The organism is Streptococcus pasteurianus, assembly GCF_004843545.1.
Taxonomy (GTDB): domain Bacteria; phylum Bacillota; class Bacilli; order Lactobacillales; family Streptococcaceae; genus Streptococcus; species Streptococcus pasteurianus.
Genome location: NZ_CP039457.1, coordinates 1845692 through 1869413 on the forward strand (window position 1 = coordinate 1845692; position 23722 = coordinate 1869413).

A 23722-nucleotide genomic window follows, 5' to 3' on the forward strand; every position below is an offset into this window, starting at 1 on the left:
AACAATAATCTTCCGCCCTCATACAATTAAATAATATTCCATAGTATTCCTCAATTGCTATATACTTTTATGACCAGTTGGAAGGCTCCGTATCCTATTCATACTTGAAACTCTCTTTATTTCCTCCCTACAAAGATTTGAATTTTGTTGCTCCAATGTTAGAAATGTCATGACTGATCGTAGAAGGATTTGCCACAACGGTTCCAATTTCTTTCTCAAATTCTCTGATTGAGCCATCTTTCATTTTTTATGAAATTTTAGTCTCTATTATTGAACTAGGAATGCTGATCCGATTATTCCGTTATTTCCACTATCTATTTTTGAGATGATAATATTATTTAAAATATGTTTCTGTTCATGATGCAAAGATAATCCCAAAACGGTCTTTATATCTTCTATAAAATCTGGGTTATTTTGTGCGACACTACCACCCAAAACGATTATTTTAGGATCCAGTAAACAAATCATATTATGAATCGCTTGAACCATACCATCTCTCGCATTAGCAATAATAGCCGATGCTGTAATATCTCCTTTACGCCAATTATCAAACACTGCCTTGGTTGACAAATCTTCACCATACATTTGCTTCCCTTGGCGTTCAATAGCTGGTCCTGAGCAGGAGATTTCTAGACCACTTGTTCTTCCGAAACTCCGAACTGGCATAAAACCGATTTCGCCCGCAAAGCCAGAGCCTCTTAGAATTGTGTTATTTATGATATTGGTAGCTGCAATACCTGTAGAAATAGTAATATAACCAAACATATCCTCTGCTTTTAGAGAAAGCAATCTATATTCTGCATAGGCCGCTACTTTCACATCATTGTCAATTTTTATTGGAATATTTCCAAATTCTTCTTGAAGTTGCTTCACAACAGGAAAATTCTCCCATGGAATGTTGTTTTGAAAAACTGCAACTCCATTTTCAACATCAACTTTTCCTGGCAAGCCAACTCCAATACCTGCAATATCCTCAATATTCAGTTGCTGACTGTTTAGTAGTTCTCGAATAGCTGTACACACGCATTGAAATAAGGTTTCTGACGACTCTTTATTGCTTGGTACTTTTAAACTATAAGCCACATGACCTGTATCATCTACCAGTCCCACAGCAACTTTTGTACCACCAATATCTACACCTAAAGCATATTTGACTGCCATATGACCCTCCTAGTTTCTCTGCGCAATCAGAATTGTATATGGAGCTAGTTCATACTCTGTTTCTGACAGGACTTTATAGTCACCTTTAACCAACTGATACTCAGAAAGATTGATCTTATCTAACTGGATAGTGGCTGAATGACTAGCTGGGTTCCGAAGCGAAAGGATTTCTTTCCCTGCTTCTTCATCAATACATCTGTAACCATAAATTTCAAACGCTGACGGTTTGCCACCAATCATTTGACTGTGTTTTAGAGTTGAGTAATTGTTCTCTATCCACTTGACAGCACGAGCATTGGCCTCCCAACGTTCCTGATCAAACATTGTATAGGAATAATGGAACTCCCAAAAAGCATTTCCACGAGTGGAAATAAACAGGAGATAGTCTTCAAACTCTTCTACACTGGCATACATTTGATGGTCCATGTACCAGGTATGAGCCGTACTTGCATAGACAGGTTCATGGTTATAAAGACTCCAAAGTGGCAATTGAATATCCCGTTTGGTTAAGAATTCTTCATATTGGCAATCACGGTAGGTAATCATCCGTTGAATATCATTCCCAGCATTTTCTGTAAAGCCAACATCCTGCGAAATTTGTATCCAAAGGCTGTTAACCCATTGTAAGAACCATGGGCTTGGATTGACATAAGAAGTCAAGTTTAGCCAGCAATCTCTATCTCCACGCTCTGCCCTCAAATCTTTTAACAAGCCAATCAAGAATTCATAAACAGGCGTCATGGTGTGCATGGAAAATTTACCACTAGAATCTGTTTTTTCTGGCTTCAGCAACCAACCATCAATTTTCCAATAGCTGATATCATATTTTTTTTGGTAATCCAACATTTTTTGCTTCATTCGCTCCAAATAATTAAAATCACCAATATTAACATCATTTGACAAAGAATTCTTACTACCGAATTCTGGATGAACCTCCAACCAGTCACTCATGATAACTTCTGTTCCGTTATAGCCTCCACGTGGCCCAATCCAAAGGCCAAGACTAGCACCCAGATTATTTACGAGAACTTTTACCTTTGTTAGACCGTTAGGAAACTTTTCATTAAATTCCCAAACACTTTGGTAATCACACCAGCCATCATCAACGACATAGGCATCCAACTTCACACCATTATCTTCAAATCCGTGTGAAATTTCCTCAAAACTCTTTACAATAATCCCTTCATCAATGGCAGTCATATGGTCATACCAAGAATTGTATTGTTTTCTGAAGTAACTTGGCTGAGCAATTCCACTAATGTAGGTAAAGAAATCCTGTTGAATGCTTGACTTCTCAAATCCAGAAGCCGCACCAATAACAACTGGCCAGATTTTTTTCGGCTCTTTAATCTCATATCCGACATAGTAGCGAGAAAAATAGATCTGATCTACCAGTCTGTTTTCTCCCATTGGAAACTCCATACCAAAGAAGAAAGACTTTGCATAAATCGGTTGCCCCAACTCTACATAATAGCCAGAAAATCCAGCCATTTCTTTAATATCTTCTTGCTGTTTCGGAATATATACCTGCTCTAAATTTGCAAAACCAAACTGCTCCGCATCCATATAATTGATTGTTTTAGAAGATGACAGAATAGTAACCTCTTTAGCAAGTACATCTTCTCGTCCTGAATATAGAATGGTTAACTGGATTTCTGAATGATAGAAACTCACCAAAAGAGTTTCATTGGTTTGTTCGACAACATGAGCTGTAAAATCCTCAGAGCTGAGCTGGCTTCCATCACAGAAAGAAACAACGAATTCCGTATTTTTTTCGTTTCCAATGGGTTCATCAAGCTTTTTATTCAAGAGATGGGAAGTATAAAACTTCCCATCTTCTAATTTAAAATAGCGTGCCATATGTTTATTTTCAATCTTCACTATCATCACCTACTAATTCAATCTTAATCACACTATCTACGCTGTCTGGCAAAGGATAAGTAAAGTGAGGAATATCACCGTACTGGGCAAAACAAATCCCTTCGTAAGCATTAGTTGTCCAGCTCTTAGAAATCTTCACTTCACTACCATCATGAAGGAAACTCATCCTTTTTACTTTGCTTTCATCGATACCAATCAAGGCAAGTGGACCAATTGGCTGTTCGAAGACATGGGCATAAACCGTATTCCCTTTTTGAGTATAGTAGCCCCATTCTGGCTTAGGTAATGAACTAACGCCACAACCATAGATAGATTCACCATTCTTATCCAGCCATTTTCCAAAATCATTTAGAATTTCCTGACTCTCTTGATTGATAATACCTAGTGCATCTGGACCTACATTCAGAATCATATTCCCATTTTTACTTACACACTCAACCAACTTACGAATAAGTGTCTTGGACGATTTGTAGAGATGATCCGTAGGATTGTAGGCCCAGTTATTATTCATGGTTAAGCAAAGTTCCCAAGGAATCGGCTCACCATGGATATTTCGAATTCCTTCATGCGGAACAATCTGCTCTGGACTGACAAAGTCTCCAGAATAAAGATTGATATTATCCGTTACAATACTTCCAAATCCTTCTCCTGATGTTTCTAAACGATTGTCAACAACTACATCTGGTTGATGCTTACGTACAAGCGTAATCAAATCTGTTGCACGCCACTTCTCACCGAACATTTCTCCATAAGAGTAGTCAAACCATAGAATGTCCAGTTTGCCATACTTAGTGACAATTTCTTCTACTTGATTGTGTAAGAAAGCCAAGTAGTTATCAAAGTCAATCTTCTCACCTTTGAAGGCTTCATTCTCGCGCATGGGGTGAATCATATCGCCATATTTCGGATAATCTGGATGATACCAGTCAATCAGACTGAAGTATAGACCTACTTTTAATCCTTCTTCTCGTACCGCTTCAACAAACTCAGCCACCAAGTCCTTTCCAATTGGTGTGTTTGTAGCCTTGTAGTCAGTATAGGCTGAGTCAAACAAGCAAAATCCATCATGGTGCTTGGCGGTCAAGACCATGTATTTCATACCTGCCGCCTTTGCCACTTTTGCCCACTCTCTCGGATTGTATTTGACAGGATTAAATGCCTCAAAAAATGGTTGATAGTCCTCAATAGATAATTGCTGGTGGCTACGAATCCATTCCCCTTTTCCAGGGATAGAATAAAGTCCCCAATGAATGAACATACCAAATCGATCTCTTCGGAACCATTCGGTCCGTTTATTTATTTCTTGTAAATTATTTTTTGTCATCCTTTAACTGCTCCTCCTCCTAAAGCTTCAATAAAGTATTTACTTGCAAAAGCAAAGAGTAAAATTGGTGGTAAGATAATCACAACGATAGCTGAGAAAAGACCATTATAATTGGTATTAAAGCTAGTAGTGAACTGTCCAAGTAAGGCTGGAACCGTCAACTCATCTTTATTGATAATCAGCATAGAAGCCCAGTAATACTCATTCCAGTTGTTAATAAAGGCTAGAATCGCTGCCGTTAAAATACCCGGTCTAGCAATGGGAAGCATGACTTTCCAAAATGTCTGAGCATAGCTTGCTCCATCAATCTCAGCAGCTTCTTCCAATTCTTTAGGGATGATTGCAAAATAGTTTTTTATGATAAAGAAACTCATAGCAATACCGCTACAAGAGTAGACAAAAATCAGAGCTACTGGTGTATTATAAATCCCCAGAACATTTACCAAGCGATAGACTGGAAATGTCATAGCTGTAGCAGGGATAAAAAGAGTTGAGTACAACATGGCAGTTATCAACTTTTTGCCACGGAAATCCATTCGAGCTATGACATAAGAAGACATGGAAATCATGATGATGCTGATAATAACGGAAATTGAAACCACTTTAAAACTGTTCCAAAAGTAATCCAATACATGCAGTTCTGTAAACACCTTGATATAACCATCAAAACTTAAATCAGTTGGCAAGCTAATACCAGGATTTTTCATTGGATCTGCTTTTAAGGAAGAGAGGAAAATCCATAAAATTGGAAACACTGAAATCAAGCAAGTAATAACCATATAAGTATATATAATCAATTTTCCTGTTTTGGAAAGACTATTCAAACGACTGTCCATACGCTCTCTCACTTTCTACGTTTACTTTCTTTGAATATCAGATTGATAGACAAAATGATTAACATCCCGCCTAGAATCTGAACCACACCTATGGTGTTAGCTCTGGCGTATTGTGTCCGAGAGCTGGATACTGCCAACTCCCTGATGATAAAACTGATACTTTTTGTTCCTGCTGCACCATTTGTTAGGAAAAATACTTCGTTATACAGTAGGAAACCTGAGGTTGCGGCCATAATCGCTACCGTTTTTAATGTATCTTTTATCATTGGAATGGTGATATACCACTCCCTTCTCCAACCTGTTATATTATCTAAAATCGCTGCTTCATGAATTTCTTGTGGAATGGCAAAAATTTGACCTAAAATCATAATGGTTGATGTTCCTGCAAAGAAAACATAGGCACAGGTCATCGCAATAATATTCCAACCAGGTGTCAATAAAATGGCATCCGAAAATTCAGGGTTAAAGAAACGAATAACTTGGTTAACGACTCCATAATTTGGATTGTAAATTTGGAGAAAAATTAAGCCCATGGCTGCACTAGAAATAATACTTGGAATAATGTAAAGATTCCGTGATAGTTTCCACCCAGCTAATTTTTTAGATAAGGCGATAGCTACTGATAATGCTAATGGAACTTGAATGACTACACCAATAATTGCCCATGTAATTGAATTTTTCAGTGCTTCCAAAAAGAAAGGATACTCACTAAAAATGTACTTATAATTGGCAAAGAGATTGCCAAAACCTAGAAATTCTGGGCTGGTTAAATTCGTGTAATCCCACTTAGTAAAGGAGGTTGCAAAAATAGTTACCACCGAATAAAAGTAGAAGAGAAAGAAACAAACTAATGTTGGTAGTAAAAATAGAAAAATAAATCGTTGTTTCTGTGCCTTCCTATTTTGTAATGTCATGGTTTTCTTTGCCATAAAATACTCACTTCCTAAAACAGGGCTAAGGAATCCATCCTTAGCCCTGTTACATTAGCCGATAAGGGCTTTCAAGATGTCTTGTGTTTCTTTTACTTTCTGATCAATATCTACACCGTCAGAAGCACTTTCAGTCAATGCGTTGATAATGGCAGTACGAACATCATCACCCCAAACTGATGCAACAGTAGGGACAGTTACATTTGCATTGTTTGCCATTGAAGTTGCTTCACCTAAGAGTTTTACAGTAGCGTCATCAGAGCCACTTGCAATTTGTGCAGCATCAATCGCCTGGCTAGCTGGGTTGGCACCAACTTTTTCGAAAATGGTTGTCTGAACTTCATCACTAGTCATATATTTTACAAACTCCAAAGCAAGTTTTTCTTCTTCTGCAGAAAGGTTGCTTGAAATTGTAATACCACCACCAGCTGAACTAATCGCAACATTACCAGCATACAAACCTGGTTTTAAAGCAGTATTATCTTTCAATCCACCTGCTGCCCAAACACCATTAAAGAATACAGCTGATTTATTTTCTGTAAAATCAGTAGAATAGACATTGGCATCACCGCCTGCATTGGCTGAGCCATTTGCTTGAACTTCTGTCGTAACCAATTTAAGCGCTTCAGCAAATTCTTTTGAATCTATTCCTTCAATAGTTAGAGGTCCTTCTAACAGTTTACGACCTGCTTCAGATGAGCCAAGTACTGTGTTAAAAAGACGAATTGCTGGTTCCCCTGCACCAAAGGCATAGACTCCTTGTTTCCGAACCAAAGCCATAGCTTCAGTAAAGTCACTCCACTTGGTCCATTGGTCAGGAGTTTTAGCTCCAGCTTTTGAGAAAATATCCGCATTATACCATAGACCCAAGGTCAACAATTGGTCATGTACTGTGTAGATTTTTCCATTTACATCATTTTGTGTATAGTTTAGACCAACATTTTTTTCTAAGCCATTTTCATCAATATATGGTTTCAAATCTAGAACTAAGCTTTGTTCAATCGCCGCCAGGGAAACATCACTACCAGCCAAGTCAATCATATCTGGAAACTCACCACTTGCAACCTTGTTGTTCATGATGTCTGTCAAACTTCCGTTCACAGGAATCGGTTTAAATTCAACGTCACCAGTTGCGTGTCTTTTAGCAAATTCATCATAAAGATCACGCATGACTTTGGCTGCTGGCCATTCTTCTTCACTATGGTGATAGCCATGATAGAACTCTAGAACAGTATCGTCACCACTTGCAGCTTTTTCAGTACTTGAACTAGTTCCTGATGACGACCCGCAAGCAGCAAGAATGACTGAAGCAAACAAACATAATGCACCGCATTTCAACAAACTTTTTTTCATTTTATTTTCCTCCGAAATTATTTCCTTTGTCCGTATGTTTTAAATTTTTCAGCCATCAATTCCATTTCTTCATCTGGAAGGATCACTGGTTCTCCTATACTTTTGGCAACACAATAAATTTTTGAACAGTACTCAACCTCCTCAATGATATTGAAGGCATTCAGTAAATCCTGAGCACCTGCCAAGATACCGTGGTTAGCAAGAAAGACTGCACGTCTATCTTTCATAGCCTCAGCAGCGTTTTCAGCTAATTCCTTAGTCCCATATGTGGCATAATCTGCTACTCGGACATCCTTTCCTGCTACAGCAATCATATAGTGGCTAGCTAGCAATGGTTCTCTTAGCACTGACAGAACGGTTCCGTAAGTGGTATGGGCGTGAATGACTGCATCAAGGTCCTCTCGTTGCTGGTATTGAATCAGGTGCATATACCACTCGCTAGAAGGAAGTTTTTCACCTTCGACTACTCTCCCTTCCAAGTCCATGATAACGATATCCTCTTCCTTGATTTCAAAGAAATCAATTCCAGATGGAGTAATTGCTATTAGACCTTTTTCACGGTTAAATACGCTCAAGTTCCCACCAGTACCTTTGGTTAAGCCTTCAGTAACTAACTTTTTACCGTACTTTATAAGTTCCTTTCTTTCTTTTCCCATAAACATAAAGTATTCTCCTTTTATTTACTATATAGCGGTCCTAAAACCTCACACATCTTGAAATCCGCTGCTTCTAAATCTTTAGTACCAACACCGTCAAAAATGCTTGGACGGAAAATTCGTTCTCTTGGAATATTGTGGAGGGCTACTGGGATTCGCAACATACTAGCCAGAGTGATAACTTCCGCACCAATGTGTCCATGAACAAAGGCACCGTGGTTAGAACCCCAATGATTCATAACATCATAAACCGTTTCAAAACCAGATTCTCCAAGATTCGGAGCAAACCAGGTTGTTGGCCATGTTTTATCTGTTCGCTCATCCAAGGTATAGTGTACTTCATCATCCAATGGGCAGGTGTAGCCTTCGGCAATCTGTAGACTTGGACCAACACCCTTGACTAAATTGACACGAATTAAGGTTACAGGTAACTCACCTTGAGTTTTGAAGTGAGAAGAATAACCGCCGCCACGGAAATATTCGTAATTAGCTCGACACCAGTCTGTAGCTTCCAGACAAGCTTTGATGTCCTCCTCCGTCATATTCCAAAATTCTTTCATGGTTGGCTGACCAGCTTCATCGCGTGCTGCTGCACTTCCATCAAGGGCTGAAGCACCTGAGTTGATAAGGTGAAGAATACCATCTTTTGCCCGACCTGTTAGTTTTTGACCAGTTACTCGTTTGACCGCCTCTGGGCTCCAATAAGTCCGAACATCAGAGAAAATTGGAGCCTTGTTGGTTAGAAGGGTTCCAAATAGCATGGCAATCGCATTCAAGGTATCATTTTCTGTTGCAAAGGCAGTAACAGGTCTTGGACCATTCCAGTCAAAGGTAGAAGCCAGAATCGCTTCAGCGAAATCTCCATTAGGCAACCAGTCTGTCCATTGACGTTGACCTTGGAAACCACCTGAAATAGCATTTCTTCCACGAGCTTCCTCTTCCCAACCAATCTCTGCCAAGCGAGGATTTCCAAAGAGAATATCTCGAATAATCAAGGTTTGCTTGGCAATAAATTCCCAATCCTTATCAGCTGGAATCACCTTAGACTTGGTAATCACGTCTGGAAATTCTTTTCCTGCATTGATGTCAACACCCTCTTTACAATATTCCTTGATCCAAGCAAGAGCTTTTTCATATTCTTCTTTATCGTAGATTTCCAACTCCATACGGCGAAGGATTTCTGTCATATCCACAAATTCGACCAACATTCCCAGATAGTCTTCAAAGAAGGAAGTGGTAACCTGAGAACCCGCAATCCCCATTGAAGAAGCTCCAATGTTGACATAGGACTTGCCTTTCATCTGACCAGCAGCAATCGCCCCTTTGGCAAATAGCAAGATTTTTTCAGCCACATCAGCAGGAATGCTATTGTCATCCAAGTCCTGAACATCATGGCCATAAATCTTGAATGCTGGGTAACCCTTTTGAGCATAGCCACTCATGGCTGCGGCTAGATAAACTGCACCAGGCCGCTCTGTCCCATTAAAGCCCCAAATAGCTTTAATCGTGTGCGGATCCATATCCATGGTTTCTGTCCCATAGCACCAACTTGGTGTGACAGATAAGGTAGCAACTATATTGTCACGAGCAAACTCATCGTAGACAATACCTGCATCGCCCTGACCACCAATGGTTCGACTGGCCAGTAAACACTGAACAGGTGTTCCATCTGCATAACGCAAATTGGACTCAATCAAATCCTTAGCAGCTAGGGCCATCTGCATGGTTTTTTCTTCTAAGGATTCCCTTACACCGCCCTGTCGACCGTCAATGGTTGGACGGATTCCAATTTTAGGATATAGTGTCATTTTCTTCCTCCTCTTTTGGGTAGAAATAGTTAAATGTTATAGACTCTTTGACAAGTTTCTTGGCTTCTTTCATATCTTTAACACAGCCAAGAGCCTTAAATTGAACGAGTGCATTACCAATTGAAGTTGCTTCATACAGACCAGTAACCACAGTCTTTCCTGTTACATCTGCTACTAATTGTGAGAAATAGTTCGACTTAGAACCACCGCCTATCAAGTCAATCCTCTTATAGACATTTCCAGTTATTTTTTCCAATTGTAGAATGACTTCTTGATATTTTTCGGCCAAACTTTGATAAACTATTTTAAATAGAATTGCTGGATCTGGTGATATTGTTATATCTTCATCTGCAAAATAATCGACAATCTTTTCAATCATGTTCCCTGGACTTGAAAATGTCGAAGCATCCGTATCAAATGTTGGGACACAACTTCTCGTATTACTCACCATTTCAGTAATTTCGTCATAAGAAAAGTCATTGCCTAATTTAAAGAATGATTTTTTTAATTCTTCAAGAATCCAGAGTCCAGTACAATTTTTCAAAAATCTAGTGGTCCCATCATAGCCCGCTTCATTTGTAAAATTATACTTCAGCGCACTATCTGTAAGTATAGGAGATTTCAACTCTGTTCCGATTAATGACCACGTTCCACAAGAAATATATAGTAAATTTTCTTCTTCATGTGGTATCGCTGCTACCGCACTTGCTGTATCATGTTGACAGACATTGACTACTACTATTTCATTCTTTGAAATTTCTTTAGATGTTTTACCTAGAATATTTCCTTCGGATACTAATTTCGGTAAAAGTAATTCAGAAATTTCAAATGTTTTTAAAACCTCTTGGTTCCAGTCTTTTGTCAAGGGGTTAACCATTTGCATTGTAGAGGCTATACTTCTTTCAATCGCAACCTCACCAGTCAATGAATAATTCAAATAATCAGAAATCATTAATAGTTTATTTGCTTTGAAATATTCTTCAGGAGTCTGAGATTTACATGCAATTAATTGAAATAGTGTGTTAATCTCCATTAACTGATTACCAGTCTTAAAATACAAATCATTTAAAGAAGAGTATCTAGCAATCTCATCTAATATTGATTCTGTTCGACTATCTCGATAACTAACAGGTTGAGTAATGATTTCACCATTAGTATCCAAGAATACAAAATCTACTCCCCATGTATCAATTCCTATAGAAGATAATTTTGACTGCTGTTGAGAAACTTTAATACATTTTTTTATATTTTTTTCTAGGTTATCTATGTTCCAACATAATCTTCCCTTAACTTTATGAATTGAATTTTTAAATCTACTAACTTCTTTCGAAATCAATTTTCCCTTTTCAATAGAATACAGGATTCCTCTACCTGACGTAGCACCAAGATCGATTGCCAATATAGTTTTCATTAGACTCCTTTTCTGTTACCGCTTTCATGATTTTATTTTAATATATCTACAATTCCATTACAATACTTGAACGATAGATTGAAAACTATTCAAAATATTGATACAAAATCGCCATTTTTGTTCAAAATATGTTATTATGTACTTAAGAGGTGTTAGCATGAGTAGAGATAAACGATTACAGGAAATAACAGATATTCTTCAAAATAGAAAGAGAATCGATGTAAAACAACTTGAAAAATTAACTTTTTCAAGTACTTCTACACTTCGTAGAGACCTAATTTTTCTTGAAGAACAAGGACTCATAAAACGAAAACATGGGGAGGTTATATTAAACTCCTTTAATACTGTTGAGCTTGCACATAGTATCAGGGAAACTGAAAATAGATCTGAGAAAAAAATAATTGCTGACCTTGCAAAAGATTTTATTGGTCCAGGGATGTGTATTTACTTGGATTCAAGTACAACAGTTTATGAATTATGTCCTTTCCTATCTACTATAGACAACTTAATTATTTTTACGAATGGACTTAATACTGCTCAGTTGCTTTCTGAACTTTCTAATCCAACAATGAAAATTTTCATTACTGGGGGTGAGGTTAAACACCACTCTGCCTCCGTTGTAAATCATAGTATGGAAAATAGTCTTCTTGAACATTTTAGTATTGACCTTGCATTTTGCTCCGCAAGAGGAATTGATGGAGAATATGTTTATGAAGCTTCTTTCAGTCAAGCAAGTGCTAAAAAAACTATCATTGATAAAGCTAAAGAGACTATATTACTTATTGATAGTTCAAAATTTCGTATATCTGGATTTTTCAAAATTAATAATTTAAAGCAGTATAAAACTATTATCTCAGACAAATTTCCTGATGAATCACTATTAACTTCTGCAGAAAAATATGAAGTTGAATGGATTGCCAACAGATAATATCTTAGCTTACCGCTCTACAATATTAAACTGTTGTGACGAGCTCAGTAAGTGGGTACCCACTTATGATAAAATGTAACGAAAAAAGCAGAACCTTTGGTATCTGCTTTTTTCGTTACATTTTACTTTTTAGGGAGAAACCTAAGACCCCCAATATAAAGATTTTCTTAATAGAAAAACGTACTAGACCAAATCAATTAAAATTCAACTCTCTGACAAAGGGAGAGAATTGCTCATAACCCTCCTATGCCATCAATTTCTGTACCTGTCTATACTCTTCTACAGAAAAATTTACTTCCTTACTAACTTATTCTCCCATCTGATGTCCTCCGTAACCGTTATTATCGGTTCATACCCGCCCTCGTAACAGACTCGGCGCCACAATATTATCATATTTTGGGGTCTTCGCGAGCTCAGAGATGATATAAGAATAGCAGGGAAGATTTGGAAAAGAAGGTAAGAAAAAAGAGAGCCTGAGCTCTCAATACTATATTTAGGTCAAACTATTATTTCGATTAACTAGTTCTTCAAAAATAATTTTACATATATACTTATCTATAAAACTCCTTAGCATTCTTATATTTTCAAATCAATCCTAGAGAATATAGGTAATCCAAGTTTTTCTACTATTTCATTATCATTACAAAAATTTGTTGTTAAAACAAATATACGTTAGAAACATCTACAGAGTAATTTATATCTTCCAACTCCCCTTCATCAAACATTTGATAAAAAACGTTGTATAAACCAATATTTACTTTGTCAAATTCATCAATTAAGACAATGTTTGTTTCTCTTGACAATAAATCTTTTACCAACACCTAAATTTCCGTAAAATAAGATGACAAGTGGAGATTTATCAGTAAAGTTGAGGTTCTTTAATAGACCAATTGAAACATCTTTTTATCAATCCTCTTGTACTATGAGTAGATATCTTCAAATTAAACTCTCAATGAGGATTTAATTCTTTTAGGTGGATTTTGTATCGGTCTTGGAAAAACTACTGCGTCCTGCAAACGTTTCTTGAAGTTTAAGAGAGAGGCTAGCAACAGCTTTCTTCTAAACAAAGCCATATTTATTGGTATTAACTTCAATCTTAGTGCATCAATGTAAAGACACTCTAGAGAGACTAATTCTTCCATTTTAAGTCGAAGATTAAGGTCGATAAATAAGTTTCTTATCGCCTCTATCATCCCATTAGCAACACAAAAACGATTGATGGTTCGATAACTGATAACAAGTTGGCCGGTCAAATAATGCATGACTAGATTTTTAATCATGAGTTTCTCTATTTTTCGTCCAGAAAAAATTCCTTGAGAATAAGCCAATAAAAGAGCTAACAGTAGCAGTTTAGGATGATAAGATGGACGATCGAATTCATGATAAAAAGTAGTAAAATAATCCTCATCTAACTCATTAACCACTTTTTCAATGGTAAAAACGATATGGTCTTGTGGTAAATAAGAACTGATTTCTGTTGACTGCGTTCTAATACGCTGATAAATCAGCTTTTACAACCCTTTTTCGATGTCAATCTTCACTTGACTCTATCTCCCACCTCGAAAGATTCCCAAATCTTTCGAGCCATGCAGGGGTGAGTTATAAAGGTTCGGGGAACCTTTATAATTGGGAAATACAACTTACGAAGTAAGTGTCAAAAACGGTCTGGGGATAGACCGTTTTAGATCAGCAACAAGAAATTAAGACTTGCTGAAAATCAAGTTTCTTTGAAACTACTGATTCGCTTTTTAATTTTTAGGCTCATGAATAAAATCTCCACTGGAGACTTTATTTGTCTCACTCCCTATCATTAGCTTAATTCAGCAACGATTTCTTTGATTTGTTCTTTTGTGTGCACACCAGCCACTTGTTTCACAACTTCGCCGTCTTTTTTGAACAGCAATGTTGGAATTGACATGATACCAAATTTTTGTGCGGTATCTGGATTTTCATCAACATCGATTTTGACGATTTTAAGTTCGTCTTCATCGATTTCTTCTGACAATTGTTCCAAAATTGGCGCTTGCATCAAACATGGACCACACCAAGTTGCCCAAAAGTCAATAAGGACAAGCCCTTCACTTGTTTCTGCTTCGAATGTCGCATCTGTAATATTATGTGCCATAATAAATTACCTAGAACTCTAGAGGTTACTGGAAAATACCTTATTAAAAAGTAAACTACGACCAGCTAAACAATCCTAAAGTTCATTTCCTTTTCTATTAGTTTATGAGCCTATTTTACGAGAAAATTGTTGATTTGACAATTAATTGCTACGGAAAACAATTTTTTGAAAACTTCTCATTTTCCATATCTGTCTGACTTATATGCTATAATAAAGCTATTCTCACATAAAGGACTGCTATGAAAAATTACGATATATTTTATAACAAGCTGACACGAAGTTTTCAGAATAAACCGACCGCCATTCGTTGCCTGCAAATTGTCAATAGTTTATTAACAAAAATCATGTATTTGGTTTATCCGCTAATGCTAATTTACCTGTTTTGTAAACAGCCAAATAGGTTGATTGCTTTCATTCTTATCCCAGCTATTTCATTTGTGTTAGTATCAGTTGTGCGCAAGCTACTCAATGCCCCTCGTCCTTACGAGACTTGGAACATCACACCACTTATTTTAAAAAATACCAAGGGACAATCTATGCCAAGTCGTCATGTCTTTTCGGCAACCATTATCAGCATGGCTATTTTACGGTTGAACCTTATTTTGGGCATTTTCTTTCTGATATTATCCCTAGTGATTGCACTTTGCCGCGTTTTAGGCGGTGTACATTATCCTCGCGATGTCATGGTGGGTTTTCTCGTTGGAATCGTCTGTGGATTACTGCTTTTCCTTTTTTAGTTGTCAACCTATAATCCCCAACTTTTAAAGAGCTGGGGATTTTTCAAACCATAATTTTTGCTTTTGGAAATTCATCAACTCAGTTATCAACAGGATGTAGATTTTTAAGGGATAAATCCAAAATTTTAGCAGAATGAGTAATTGCTCCACTTGAGACATATTGGACATTCAAATCAACATAAGAAGCCAGATTTTCCTTAGTCACATTTCCAGAAATTTCGATTTCTGCCTTGCCATTAACCACAGCAACTGCTTCTTTCATTGTGTCATGGTCCATATTATCAAGCATGATAATGTCAGCACCTGCTTCCACAGCTTCTTTGACCATTTCAAGCGTTTCAACTTCGATTTCAATTTTACGAACAGACGGAGCATAATTTTTAGCAGCAAGAACAGCCTCCTTGACACCACCTGCTGCGCCAATGTGATTATCTTTCAACAGGACACCGTCTGATAAATTGTAACGGTGATTTTTACCGCCGCCAACTTTAACAGCGTATTTTTCAAAAATACGATTATTTGGCGTGGTCTTACGTGAATCAAGAAGTGTAATCGGACTGTCTTTCAACAGCTCTGCCATTTCATGCGTGTAAGTCGCAATGCCACTCATACGTTGCAAATAGTTAAGAGCCGTACGTTCGCCTGACAGTAAGACACGAATATCACCATGAACGGTTCCCAAATGTTGTCCTGCCTTGACAGCTTCACCGTCTTTCACCCAAACGTCAAAGGTTGTCGTTGGGTCAAGCAAGTAAAAAACGCGTTCAAAAACAGGTAAGCCACAGATAATCCCATCTTCTTTACAAATCAAATCAACTTGACCAGCCACATTTTCAGGCATAACACTATTCGTTGAGACATCTTCATTGTTAATATCTTCAGACAAAGCACTCAAAATGAGCGGGTCAACGTTTAATTTTAGGGTAATTGGGTCTAACATCATTATCCTTTCTTTTCTCAATTCTGACTATACAATACAACTAGCCAGTTGATTTTGCTCGGTTAACTTTTCAAGCACCATTTTCTTGTAGTCCTCTTCGAGACTTTCTTGGTCTTGATAATCTTCCAAATCTAGCTCTGACAAGCTTTCTGGCAATTTAGCAACTGTTTCATAGTGAGCCACCAAATCTTTAGCCGCACGTTTCGCAAAAACGAGACTTTCAAGCAGCGAATTACTTGCCAGACGGTTTTGCCCATGCACACCATTACAAGCTGTTTCACCAACCGCATACAGAGCATCCATGGTTGTTTTGCTGTGGTGATTAACCTTAATTCCACCCATGAAATAATGCTGCGCTGGCACGACAGGAATACATTCTGTGAATGGGTCATAGCCAGCCTCACGACAATGTGCCAAGATATTTGGAAAATGCTCTTCCAATTCTTTTTTGGAAATGGTGCGTAAATCTTCCCAAACATGGTCTGTGCCGTCTTTTTCCATTTGTTTTAAAATAGCTTGTGCTACAACGTCACGAGGCTGCAATTCATCCACAAAACGATTCATATTTTTATCGTAAAGCAGTGCCCCTTCCCCACGAACGGATTCAGAAATCAAAAATAAGCGTTCTTTTGGATTTTCTTGATAAAGAGTGGTTGGGTGAATTTGCACATAAGACATATCCTTGAGTTCAATGTCATGTTTTAGAGAAATAGCTAGCGCATCACCTGTCAAATGTTTGAAATTGGTGCTGTTTTTATACAAACCACCAACACCACCGCTGGCAAGAACAGTCACGTCAGCTGTGATTTTTTCCAAATCACCATTTTCAAGACGCACCACGCCACCGTAACAACGATTATCTTCTTCTAAAATATCAAGCAAACAGGTGTGTTCCATCAACGTAATGTTTGGACGCTTTTTAACCGCAGCAAGCAATCTACTTGTGATTTCTTTTCCTGTTGTGTCTTGATAAAAGAGAATGCGTTTATCCGAATGCGCACCCTCACGTGTAAAGACTAGATTGCCATTTTCATCACGTTGAAAATCCACACCAAAATCAAGCAAATCTTTGATAACATCAGGTGATGACTTAATCATCAAATCAACAGAAACCTTGTCATTCTTATAATGACCAGCTCGCAAAGTGTCCTCAAAAAACGATTCATAATCCGAATCATCTTTTAACATACAAATGCCACCTTGAGCTAAAAAGGAATCGCTATTTTCTAATGTATCTTTAGTAATAATAGTAATTTGAAGTTCTTGTGGCAAATTCAGCGCCGTATAAAGCCCTGAACAACCACTCCCTACAATAAGTACATTTGTTTTCATACAAACCTTCTTTTTTTGACAATTACAAGTGAACTAAAACTGTAACCGTCACTTTTATTAACACTATTTAAAATAGGTTAGTTATTAAATCATACGACTTAGGAAACATTTTACCACTAAACTTTACACCTGACAAGACATCTAAGCAAAATTCTTTACAAGTGTCTTGACACTAATAGATTACAGGACTATAATATATAACTAAGACAATTCAAGGAAGGATACCACAATCTACAATGAATACAAGAGAGATGCAAGATGAGATTTTACGTCTCAAAAAGGAAAAAGGGGTCTGCATTTTAGCCCATGCCTACCAAAGTCAGGATATTTGGGAAGTGGCTGATTTTGTCGGTGACTCTTTTGCCTTGAGTAAATACGCTGCCAAAGCACCACAAGACACAATTATCATGTGTGGCGTTCGTTTCATGGCAGAAACTGTCAAGGTTCTATCTCCTGAAAAAACATCTATCCTAGCAAATCCAATGGCTGGCTGTCCAATGGCTGCGCAAATTGATAAAAAGTTAGTCAGCTGGTTAAAGGAAGCTCACCCAGATTACACCGTTGTTGCTTATATCAACACAACATCAGAAGTAAAAACACTTGTTGACGTTTGTGTGACATCTTCTTCTGCTGTCAAAATCATCAGTAACATTGACAATGACAAAATCCTTTTTGTTCCAGACCGCAATCTTGGACAATGGGTCGCTGAACAATGTCCTAATAAGCAATTTGAATTTTTCAAAGGTGGCTGTCCAACGCATATGCGCATGCGTAAACGTGATGTCATTCGTGCGCGTGAAGAACATCCAAATGCCAAAGTTCTTGTTCACCCAGAATGTCTAGCAGAGGTAACCGAATTAGCTGATTTTGCAGGAAGTACCACAGAAATCATGGCTTACGCCAAAAACAGTTCTGAAAAAGAATTTATCATCGGTACCGAAAGCAGTATTGTCCAACATTTGCAATTCGAATGTCCAGACAAACGTTTCTATCTGTTATCAACCGAGTGCGTTTGCCACAATATGAAAATGACAACACTAGCCGATATTTATAATTGCTTACTCGGTCAAGCAGGCGAAGAAATCACCCTAGATGAAGAAACAATCAATGGTGCACGCCGCTCTATCGACCAAATGATTCTACTCGGACAAAAATAAATTTTATGTGCATTTTCTACAAACAAAAAGCTCTTCCATTTTTCAGGAAGAGTTTTTTGGTAGTTGTTCTGAATTGTGAAAAAAGACTTTTTCTATCTTCACCCTAGATTTGCAATGGTGCAGCCGCTGCCACCTGCATTTTGTGGGGCATAACCAAATGATTTGACGTGTTTGTTGCGGCGAAGGTATTTTGTGACACCTTCACGGATAACACCTGTTCCGATACCGTGAATAATATCGACTTGTGCCATGTTATTTAGCAAGGCTTGGTCGATAAATTCATCCAATTCTTGCATGGCTTCTTCATAGCGTTTACCACGAAGATCAAGGCGGGCACGTGGACCAGCTGATTTTTTGCTTTTCTTGACCACATTGACTTGTTTTTTCTTCGGTTTTTGGGCTTCCTCTTGAACTTTAACAAGGGTAAATTCGTCCTCTTTAAGTGTCATTTTAATAAGACCAACTTGCACTTCCCATTTCCCGTTTTTCCCTTGGTTAACCAATGTTCCGCGTTGTCCGTAAGCTGTGACGACAATGTCATCACCCACGCGCGGTGCGCGCAATTTTTTAGCTTTCTTGAGGACTTTATTTTTCGACAAATCAACTTCAGGCGCCAATTTTTTCAGCTGACTTTTGGCTTCAATAACTTCATGCGGTTTAAGGCTTGCTCTATCATGAAGATTTTTGAGAATTTCTTCACTCTCTGTCATGGCTTTATCCACAATTTCTTGCGCTTTGGCGCGAGCTTTTTCAAGTTCTTTGTCCTTGGCATGTGAAAATTCGTTATAAAGTTTCTTGACCGCACGATTGAATTTGAGGTTATCTTGTTCCACTTCTTTGATATGGTCAAGTCGTTTACGACTTTCATGGTTTTGTTCTTCCAAACGCTCGATGATATGGTTAACATCCGTATCAGAGTCTGTCAAACGCTCTGCTTCATTGACAATAATCTCTGCTAAACCAAGACGACGAGCAATTTCAAAGGCATTTGAGCGCCCTGGTACACCTTGCATAAAATGATAAGTTGGACTTAATGTCTCTGTATCAAATTCCATACTGGCATTTTCCACAAATTCTGTCTCAATACCGTAAGCTTTCAATTCTGGATAATGTGTCGTTGCCATGGTTTTAATTTCCATGAGACGAAGGTGTTCAAGAATGGCAATCGCAAGACTGGCACCTTCTTGTGGGTCAGTTCCTGCTCCCAATTCATCGACCAAGACAAGACTATCTTTATCTGCTGCTGCCAAAATCTCAACAATATTTGTCATATGGCTTGAGAATGTTGACAAACTTTGTTCGATAGATTGCTCGTCGCCAATATCTGCAAAAATCTCATTAAATACGGCGATTTTACTACCTTTGTCAGCCAAGATTGGCAAGCCTGATTGCGCCATAAGCTGCGCTAAGCCTAATGTTTTCAACATGACTGTCTTACCACCAGTATTTGGGCCTGTAATAACAATAACGGTCAATTCGTTAAGAAAATGAAGGTCATTGGCGACTGGATCGGTCAAAAGCGGGTGGCGAGCTTGTAATAGTTGCACGGTTTTATCTGCTGATAATTGTGGCACGATTGCGTTGTTTTCCTGCATGAAGAGGAACTTAGCACGAACAAAATCCAAATGCCCTAAAACCCACGCATTGTTACGAATAATATTAGTATGTGGGCGAAGCATATTTGACAATTCACGTAAAATACGTGCCATTTCGTGACGTTCATCTGCTCGCAATTGCGTGATTTCTTCATTAAGTTGCACTACTGCGCGCGGTTCAATATAAACCGTACTTCCTGATGCCGAAATATCATGCACAACCCCTGAAATACGGTTGCGGTAGCTATTTTTCACAGGCAAAACCGCACGACCATTACGACTAGCAATCAAAGTCTCTGTCAAATGATCAGCTTGTTTTTTCAAAATATCCTGCAAAATTTGACGAACTCTACCTTCGTCATGATTGATTTGGCGACGAATACGGTCTAATTCTGAACTTGCAAAATTTTCAATGAAACCACCGTCATTAATCGCTTGTAAGCTACCTTGCAGACTTGGCAACAATTCAATCTTCTCAAAAAGAGTATTTAATGCAGACAACTCTACATTTTCCAAATCATTATAAAAATGCTTGATTTCAGCTGAGACTTGCAAGACTTTCTTGATGTCGATAATTTCTGAAATATTAACGTCAGCATCCAATTCCAAGCGACGCATACTTTCAGAAATGTCACGCAAACTCCCCATTCCAAAAGAATGGTGTTCAATGAAAATCTGTTCCATGTCCGACATTTCATCAAAGGAACGTGAAATGCGGTCAGGCTCAGTCATTGGCTCAAGTTTACGTAACTCGTCTTGGCCTTGCTCAGTCTGTAAATAGCCAGCAAAAAGTTGCTTGACTTTATCAAATTCTAACTGTTCTAAAATTCTGTTGTTCATATCTTTATTATACCAAAAACCTAACTTTTCTCGTGCTTCCTAGGCACGCTGATGCTTTTATTATATATTGAACAAGTCTGAGGTGATTTACCCCAGACTCCTTTATTATCCTAGAATCGCTGTTACCCATAACGCTTTTATAATATTCGATAAAGGTGGCAAATCATTGACAATCACGCGCCCAAGAAAGCTGCCTGATAGAATATTTTGCACCGTCGTCATAGGAACAGTCGCTAATATTGTAAATACAAGATTGAAAAATATCAATGTGACTAAAATCGCTAAAACACCACTGACACAATTCATTTTAACATTATCAAAGTGATTGATTGGCGCCAAATGCACCAAAATACCGATGAAACGAAAAAGCAAATAAACCACCACATAAATGGCTGTAAAAGCTACTCCCGCATAATAAACTTGATCTAAATCAAAAATATTAACGTCCGTAAAAAAATTCACCGTTGCTCCCTGACTAGCATTAGAATAGGGAATCCACAGCGTTATTTTTTCAGCTAATGTTTGATAAAACTGGCTAGCAATCACAAGTGAGACAATACTTGCTATGAAATAGTAGGTTTGCAAAATAATCCCACGTGAATAACCGATATAAAAATGCCAGATTAAAATCAATACAAGAAGAATTGATAACATAATTAATCCTCATCGGAATCAGACTTGCTGGCTTTCTCCTTAATATCTACAATCGCTTCAGCGCGAAGAGCCGTCAATTCTTTTTCCATCTTTTCAACTTCAATCTCACGACTAAGCTGAGTAGAAAGCGAATTGATAGCCATCAAAATAGCAATCGTTTCATTATCAGCTTGTGGTAATTTTTCCTTGATAGTATTATATTTTTCTTTGGCTACACGCTCAACCTCTTCCATGAAGAGATTATCCTTATCCGTTGTCAATGTGAGTGGTTTATCACCAAAGACGAATCTATAACGATTTTTACTTTTCATATAGTCACCTCTTTGACATTATACCTTAAAATAAGCATTTCGTAAAATGTAAGCACGGAAAAATCTCACTTTCTGCCAACTGTTTTGCCCTCTTAGAGCGTTTTTATGATAAAATAAAATCATGAATACCATTGTTATGAAAATGGGTAAAGATGATTTGCAAAATCTGATAAAGGCACTAACTAGCCAGCAAGTCAACAATAACAATCCCTATGTCACTTTTGCGGCAAAAGTAAAAGGGGTTACGGTTCTTGTTTACACATCTGGCAAAGTCGTCTTTCAGGGTGCAAATGCGGAAACTATCGCTGAACAATTTGGCTATCAATCAGCTAGCCAGTCAACAAGTGACACCGTTAGTGGTCAGAATATACCCCTTATCGGCTCAGATGAGGTTGGTAATGGGTCTTATTTTGGTGGACTGGCTGTTGTTGCTAGTTTTGTGACCCCTGATGACCATGCCTTGCTTAAAAAGCTTGGAGTAGATGATTCCAAGAACTTAACAGACAGCAAAATCCGTCAAATCGCCCCAATCTTAGAAAACAATATCAAGCATAAAGCTCTGCTATTGTCCCCACAAAAATACAACCAAGTCGTCGGTAAAGGAAAAATGCACAACGCTGTCTCTGTCAAAGTAGCTCTTCACAATCAAGCTATTTATCTGCTTCTCCAAGACGGTGTCAAGCCCGAAAAAATTGTTATCGATGCTTTTACCAGTCGGCAAAATTATCAAAAATACCTTAAAAATGAAGCCAACCAATTTGCTAATCCGCTGACACTCGAAGAAAAAGCTGAAGGAAAATATTTGGCAGTTGCCGTCAGCTCAATCATCGCTCGCAACCTTTTCTTAGAAAATCTCGATAAACTTAGCCAAGAAGTTCAGTACAAACTCCCAAGCGGTGCTGGTAGCCAGTCAGATAAAGTTGCGAGTCAAATTTTAACAGCCTATGGCATGTCTGGCTTAGAACATACTGCCAAGCTTCATTTTGCAAATACCCAAAAAGCGCAAGCATTATTAAAAAAATAAAAGTAGAGGAAGATTTATGAAACACTTTATTAAAGAATGGGGACCACTAATCCTTTTCTTTCTTATTCTTATACTTAGTCGTGCCTTTATTTGGCAACCTGTAAAAGTTGACGGTCATTCAATGGATCCAACGTTAGCTGACGGTGAGCGTCTTATTGTCCTATCAACCACATCTATTGACCGTTTTGATATCGTTGTTGCTAAAGAAACCGAAAACGGTAAGACAAAAGAAATTGTTAAACGCGTGATTGGGATGCCAGGCGATACCATTACTTATAAAAATGATGTCCTCTACGTTAATGGCAAGAAAGTTGACGAGGACTACTTAGATGAATACAAAAAAGCCTTTGAGGACGACCAACTGCAAGATACTTATTCGTACAATACCTTATTCCAAGAGTTAGCTGAAGACTCAGATGCTTTCACAACTGATAGGGATGGCAATACCGAGTTTACAGTCAAAGTTCCAAAAGGACAATATTACCTTCTTGGAGACGACCGTATCGTTTCAAAAGATAGTCGTGAAGTGGGAACTTTCTCTAAATCAGATATCGTCGGTGAAGTCAAATTCCGCTTATGGCCACTCTCAAAAATCGGCGTTATTAATTAATAAAATAAGTCTGGACTCTTTGGTCCAGACTTTTCTTAACTCTCACTACCTAAATAGATTAAAAGTTTGTTTATCTGATTAGCAATGATATAATAAAATCATTATAGTAA

At 37.9% G+C, this 23722-nt stretch carries 21 protein-coding genes and 1 pseudogene; 5 read left to right on the forward strand and 17 right to left on the reverse strand.

Annotation, left to right across the window (positions count from 1 at the left end; translation table 11 throughout):
* Positions 1 to 267: 267 nt before the first annotated feature.
* The 9 genes from E8M05_RS09645 to E8M05_RS09685 are packed head-to-tail and all read right to left on the reverse strand — an operon-like array spanning position 268 to position 11359.
* Entirely contained in the window at positions 268 to 1161 is an 894-nt protein-coding gene (locus tag E8M05_RS09645; protein ID WP_003066415.1) for an ROK family protein, read from the reverse strand.
* Between the two features lie 9 nt (positions 1162 to 1170).
* Positions 1171 to 3042: an alpha-galactosidase gene (locus tag E8M05_RS09650; protein WP_041973372.1), complete on the reverse strand. Its 1872-nt coding sequence runs from the start codon at positions 3040 to 3042 to the stop codon at positions 1171 to 1173.
* Positions 3032 to 4366, reverse strand: a complete 1335-nt coding sequence (locus E8M05_RS09655) for an alpha-L-fucosidase (RefSeq protein ID WP_003066419.1) — start codon at positions 4364 to 4366, stop codon at positions 3032 to 3034. Before E8M05_RS09655 ends, E8M05_RS09650 begins: the two co-directional genes overlap by 11 nt.
* Complete coding sequence (locus E8M05_RS09660) at positions 4363 to 5202, reverse strand: carbohydrate ABC transporter permease (RefSeq protein WP_041973375.1); 840 nt, start codon at positions 5200 to 5202, stop codon at positions 4363 to 4365. Before E8M05_RS09660 ends, E8M05_RS09655 begins: the two co-directional genes overlap by 4 nt.
* A gap of 8 nt (positions 5203 to 5210) precedes the next feature.
* Positions 5211 to 6131, reverse strand: coding sequence for a carbohydrate ABC transporter permease (locus E8M05_RS09665; protein WP_003066423.1), 921 nt, complete (start codon positions 6129 to 6131; stop codon positions 5211 to 5213).
* A 54-nt stretch (positions 6132 to 6185) separates the two neighbouring features.
* Positions 6186 to 7484, reverse strand: a complete 1299-nt coding sequence (locus tag E8M05_RS09670; RefSeq protein WP_003066425.1) for an ABC transporter substrate-binding protein — start codon at positions 7482 to 7484, stop codon at positions 6186 to 6188.
* 17 nt (positions 7485 to 7501) lie between these two features.
* A complete protein-coding gene (locus tag E8M05_RS09675; protein ID WP_003066427.1) occupies positions 7502 to 8146 on the reverse strand; it encodes an L-fuculose-phosphate aldolase in 645 nt (214 codons plus the stop codon).
* 14 nt (positions 8147 to 8160) lie between these two features.
* Positions 8161 to 9948 carry an L-fucose isomerase gene (locus E8M05_RS09680; protein WP_136596466.1) on the reverse strand — a complete coding sequence of 596 codons (1788 nt, stop codon included), beginning with the start codon at positions 9946 to 9948 and terminating at the stop codon, positions 8161 to 8163.
* Entirely contained in the window at positions 9932 to 11359 is a 1428-nt protein-coding gene (locus tag E8M05_RS09685) for a rhamnulokinase (protein WP_003066431.1), read from the reverse strand. The genes E8M05_RS09680 and E8M05_RS09685 overlap by 17 nt, the downstream gene beginning before the upstream one ends.
* Before the next feature lie 157 nt (positions 11360 to 11516).
* Between E8M05_RS09685 and E8M05_RS09690 the strand changes: the two genes are divergently transcribed.
* Entirely contained in the window at positions 11517 to 12287 is a 771-nt protein-coding gene (locus E8M05_RS09690; RefSeq protein WP_041973379.1) for a DeoR/GlpR family DNA-binding transcription regulator, read from the forward strand.
* 656 nt (positions 12288 to 12943) lie between these two features.
* Here E8M05_RS09690 and E8M05_RS11635 read toward each other — a convergent pair.
* The 3 genes and pseudogenes from E8M05_RS11635 to trxA form a co-directional block, all read right to left on the reverse strand.
* Positions 12944 to 13108 carry an AAA family ATPase gene (locus tag E8M05_RS11635; RefSeq protein ID WP_003066435.1) on the reverse strand — a complete coding sequence of 55 codons (165 nt, stop codon included), beginning with the start codon at positions 13106 to 13108 and terminating at the stop codon, positions 12944 to 12946.
* A 241-nt stretch (positions 13109 to 13349) separates the two neighbouring features.
* Positions 13350 to 13795: pseudogene (locus E8M05_RS09700) on the reverse strand (transposase); the annotation flags it as partial.
* A 302-nt stretch (positions 13796 to 14097) separates the two neighbouring features.
* A complete protein-coding gene (trxA, locus tag E8M05_RS09705) occupies positions 14098 to 14412 on the reverse strand; it encodes a thioredoxin (RefSeq protein WP_003066440.1) in 315 nt (104 codons plus the stop codon).
* A 239-nt stretch (positions 14413 to 14651) separates the two neighbouring features.
* Here trxA and E8M05_RS09710 point away from each other — a divergent pair, with 239 nt between their 5' ends.
* Positions 14652 to 15149, forward strand: coding sequence for a phosphatase PAP2 family protein (locus tag E8M05_RS09710; protein ID WP_003066443.1), 498 nt, complete (start codon positions 14652 to 14654; stop codon positions 15147 to 15149).
* Positions 15150 to 15228: 79 nt separating this feature from the next.
* On the opposite strand, the gene nadC is transcribed toward E8M05_RS09710, so the two are convergent.
* Positions 15229 to 16089 (reverse strand): carboxylating nicotinate-nucleotide diphosphorylase, encoded by an 861-nt coding sequence (nadC, locus tag E8M05_RS09715; protein WP_048791132.1) that lies wholly within the window; start codon positions 16087 to 16089, stop codon positions 15229 to 15231.
* Between the two features lie 27 nt (positions 16090 to 16116).
* Positions 16117 to 17421 (reverse strand): L-aspartate oxidase, encoded by a 1305-nt coding sequence (locus E8M05_RS09720; RefSeq protein WP_048791123.1) that lies wholly within the window; start codon positions 17419 to 17421, stop codon positions 16117 to 16119.
* Between the two features lie 236 nt (positions 17422 to 17657).
* On the opposite strand from E8M05_RS09720, the gene nadA reads away from it, so the two are divergent.
* Positions 17658 to 18578, forward strand: a complete 921-nt coding sequence (gene nadA, locus E8M05_RS09725; protein WP_003066446.1) for a quinolinate synthase NadA — start codon at positions 17658 to 17660, stop codon at positions 18576 to 18578.
* Between the two features lie 98 nt (positions 18579 to 18676).
* Here nadA and E8M05_RS09730 read toward each other — a convergent pair whose 3' ends face one another.
* From E8M05_RS09730 to zapA, 3 genes are all read right to left on the reverse strand, one after another.
* Complete coding sequence (locus E8M05_RS09730) at positions 18677 to 21013, reverse strand: endonuclease MutS2 (protein WP_061100333.1); 2337 nt, start codon at positions 21011 to 21013, stop codon at positions 18677 to 18679.
* Positions 21014 to 21118: 105 nt separating this feature from the next.
* A complete protein-coding gene (locus E8M05_RS09735; RefSeq protein WP_003066448.1) occupies positions 21119 to 21667 on the reverse strand; it encodes a CvpA family protein in 549 nt (182 codons plus the stop codon).
* Between the two features lie 2 nt (positions 21668 to 21669).
* On the reverse strand, positions 21670 to 21978 hold the full coding sequence (gene zapA, locus E8M05_RS09740; protein WP_003066449.1) for a cell division protein ZapA: 309 nt from the start codon (positions 21976 to 21978) through the stop codon (positions 21670 to 21672).
* Positions 21979 to 22099: 121 nt separating this feature from the next.
* Between zapA and rnhC the strand changes: the two genes are divergently transcribed.
* Positions 22100 to 23002 (forward strand): ribonuclease HIII, encoded by a 903-nt coding sequence (gene rnhC / locus E8M05_RS09745; protein WP_013852248.1) that lies wholly within the window; start codon positions 22100 to 22102, stop codon positions 23000 to 23002.
* A gap of 16 nt (positions 23003 to 23018) precedes the next feature.
* On the forward strand, positions 23019 to 23612 hold the full coding sequence (gene lepB / locus E8M05_RS09750) for a signal peptidase I (protein WP_003066451.1): 594 nt from the start codon (positions 23019 to 23021) through the stop codon (positions 23610 to 23612).
* Positions 23613 to 23722: the final 110 nt, after the last annotated feature.

Coding starts and splice junctions, on each gene's coding strand:
- E8M05_RS09665 (WP_003066423.1), bottom strand. CDS start 6,131: ATGGCAAAGAAAACCATGACATTACAAAATAGGAAGGCACAGAAACAA.
- E8M05_RS09735 (WP_003066448.1), bottom strand. CDS start 21,667: ATGTTATCAATTCTTCTTGTATTGATTTTAATCTGGCATTTTTATATC.
- E8M05_RS09670 (WP_003066425.1), bottom strand. CDS start 7,484: ATGAAAAAAAGTTTGTTGAAATGCGGTGCATTATGTTTGTTTGCTTCA.
- E8M05_RS09675 (WP_003066427.1), bottom strand. CDS start 8,146: ATGTTTATGGGAAAAGAAAGAAAGGAACTTATAAAGTACGGTAAAAAG.
- E8M05_RS09690 (WP_041973379.1), top strand. CDS start 11,517: ATGAGTAGAGATAAACGATTACAGGAAATAACAGATATTCTTCAAAAT.
- nadC (WP_048791132.1), bottom strand. CDS start 16,089: ATGTTAGACCCAATTACCCTAAAATTAAACGTTGACCCGCTCATTTTG.
- trxA (WP_003066440.1), bottom strand. CDS start 14,412: ATGGCACATAATATTACAGATGCGACATTCGAAGCAGAAACAAGTGAA.
- E8M05_RS09660 (WP_041973375.1), bottom strand. CDS start 5,202: ATGGACAGTCGTTTGAATAGTCTTTCCAAAACAGGAAAATTGATTATA.
- E8M05_RS09685 (WP_003066431.1), bottom strand. CDS start 11,359: ATGAAAACTATATTGGCAATCGATCTTGGTGCTACGTCAGGTAGAGGA.
- rnhC (WP_013852248.1), top strand. CDS start 22,100: ATGAATACCATTGTTATGAAAATGGGTAAAGATGATTTGCAAAATCTG.
- E8M05_RS09730 (WP_061100333.1), bottom strand. CDS start 21,013: ATGAACAACAGAATTTTAGAACAGTTAGAATTTGATAAAGTCAAGCAA.
- E8M05_RS09680 (WP_136596466.1), bottom strand. CDS start 9,948: ATGACACTATATCCTAAAATTGGAATCCGTCCAACCATTGACGGTCGA.
- zapA (WP_003066449.1), bottom strand. CDS start 21,978: ATGAAAAGTAAAAATCGTTATAGATTCGTCTTTGGTGATAAACCACTC.
- E8M05_RS09645 (WP_003066415.1), bottom strand. CDS start 1,161: ATGGCAGTCAAATATGCTTTAGGTGTAGATATTGGTGGTACAAAAGTT.
- E8M05_RS09655 (WP_003066419.1), bottom strand. CDS start 4,366: ATGACAAAAAATAATTTACAAGAAATAAATAAACGGACCGAATGGTTC.
- nadA (WP_003066446.1), top strand. CDS start 17,658: ATGAATACAAGAGAGATGCAAGATGAGATTTTACGTCTCAAAAAGGAA.
- E8M05_RS09710 (WP_003066443.1), top strand. CDS start 14,652: ATGAAAAATTACGATATATTTTATAACAAGCTGACACGAAGTTTTCAG.
- E8M05_RS09720 (WP_048791123.1), bottom strand. CDS start 17,421: ATGAAAACAAATGTACTTATTGTAGGGAGTGGTTGTTCAGGGCTTTAT.
- lepB (WP_003066451.1), top strand. CDS start 23,019: ATGAAACACTTTATTAAAGAATGGGGACCACTAATCCTTTTCTTTCTT.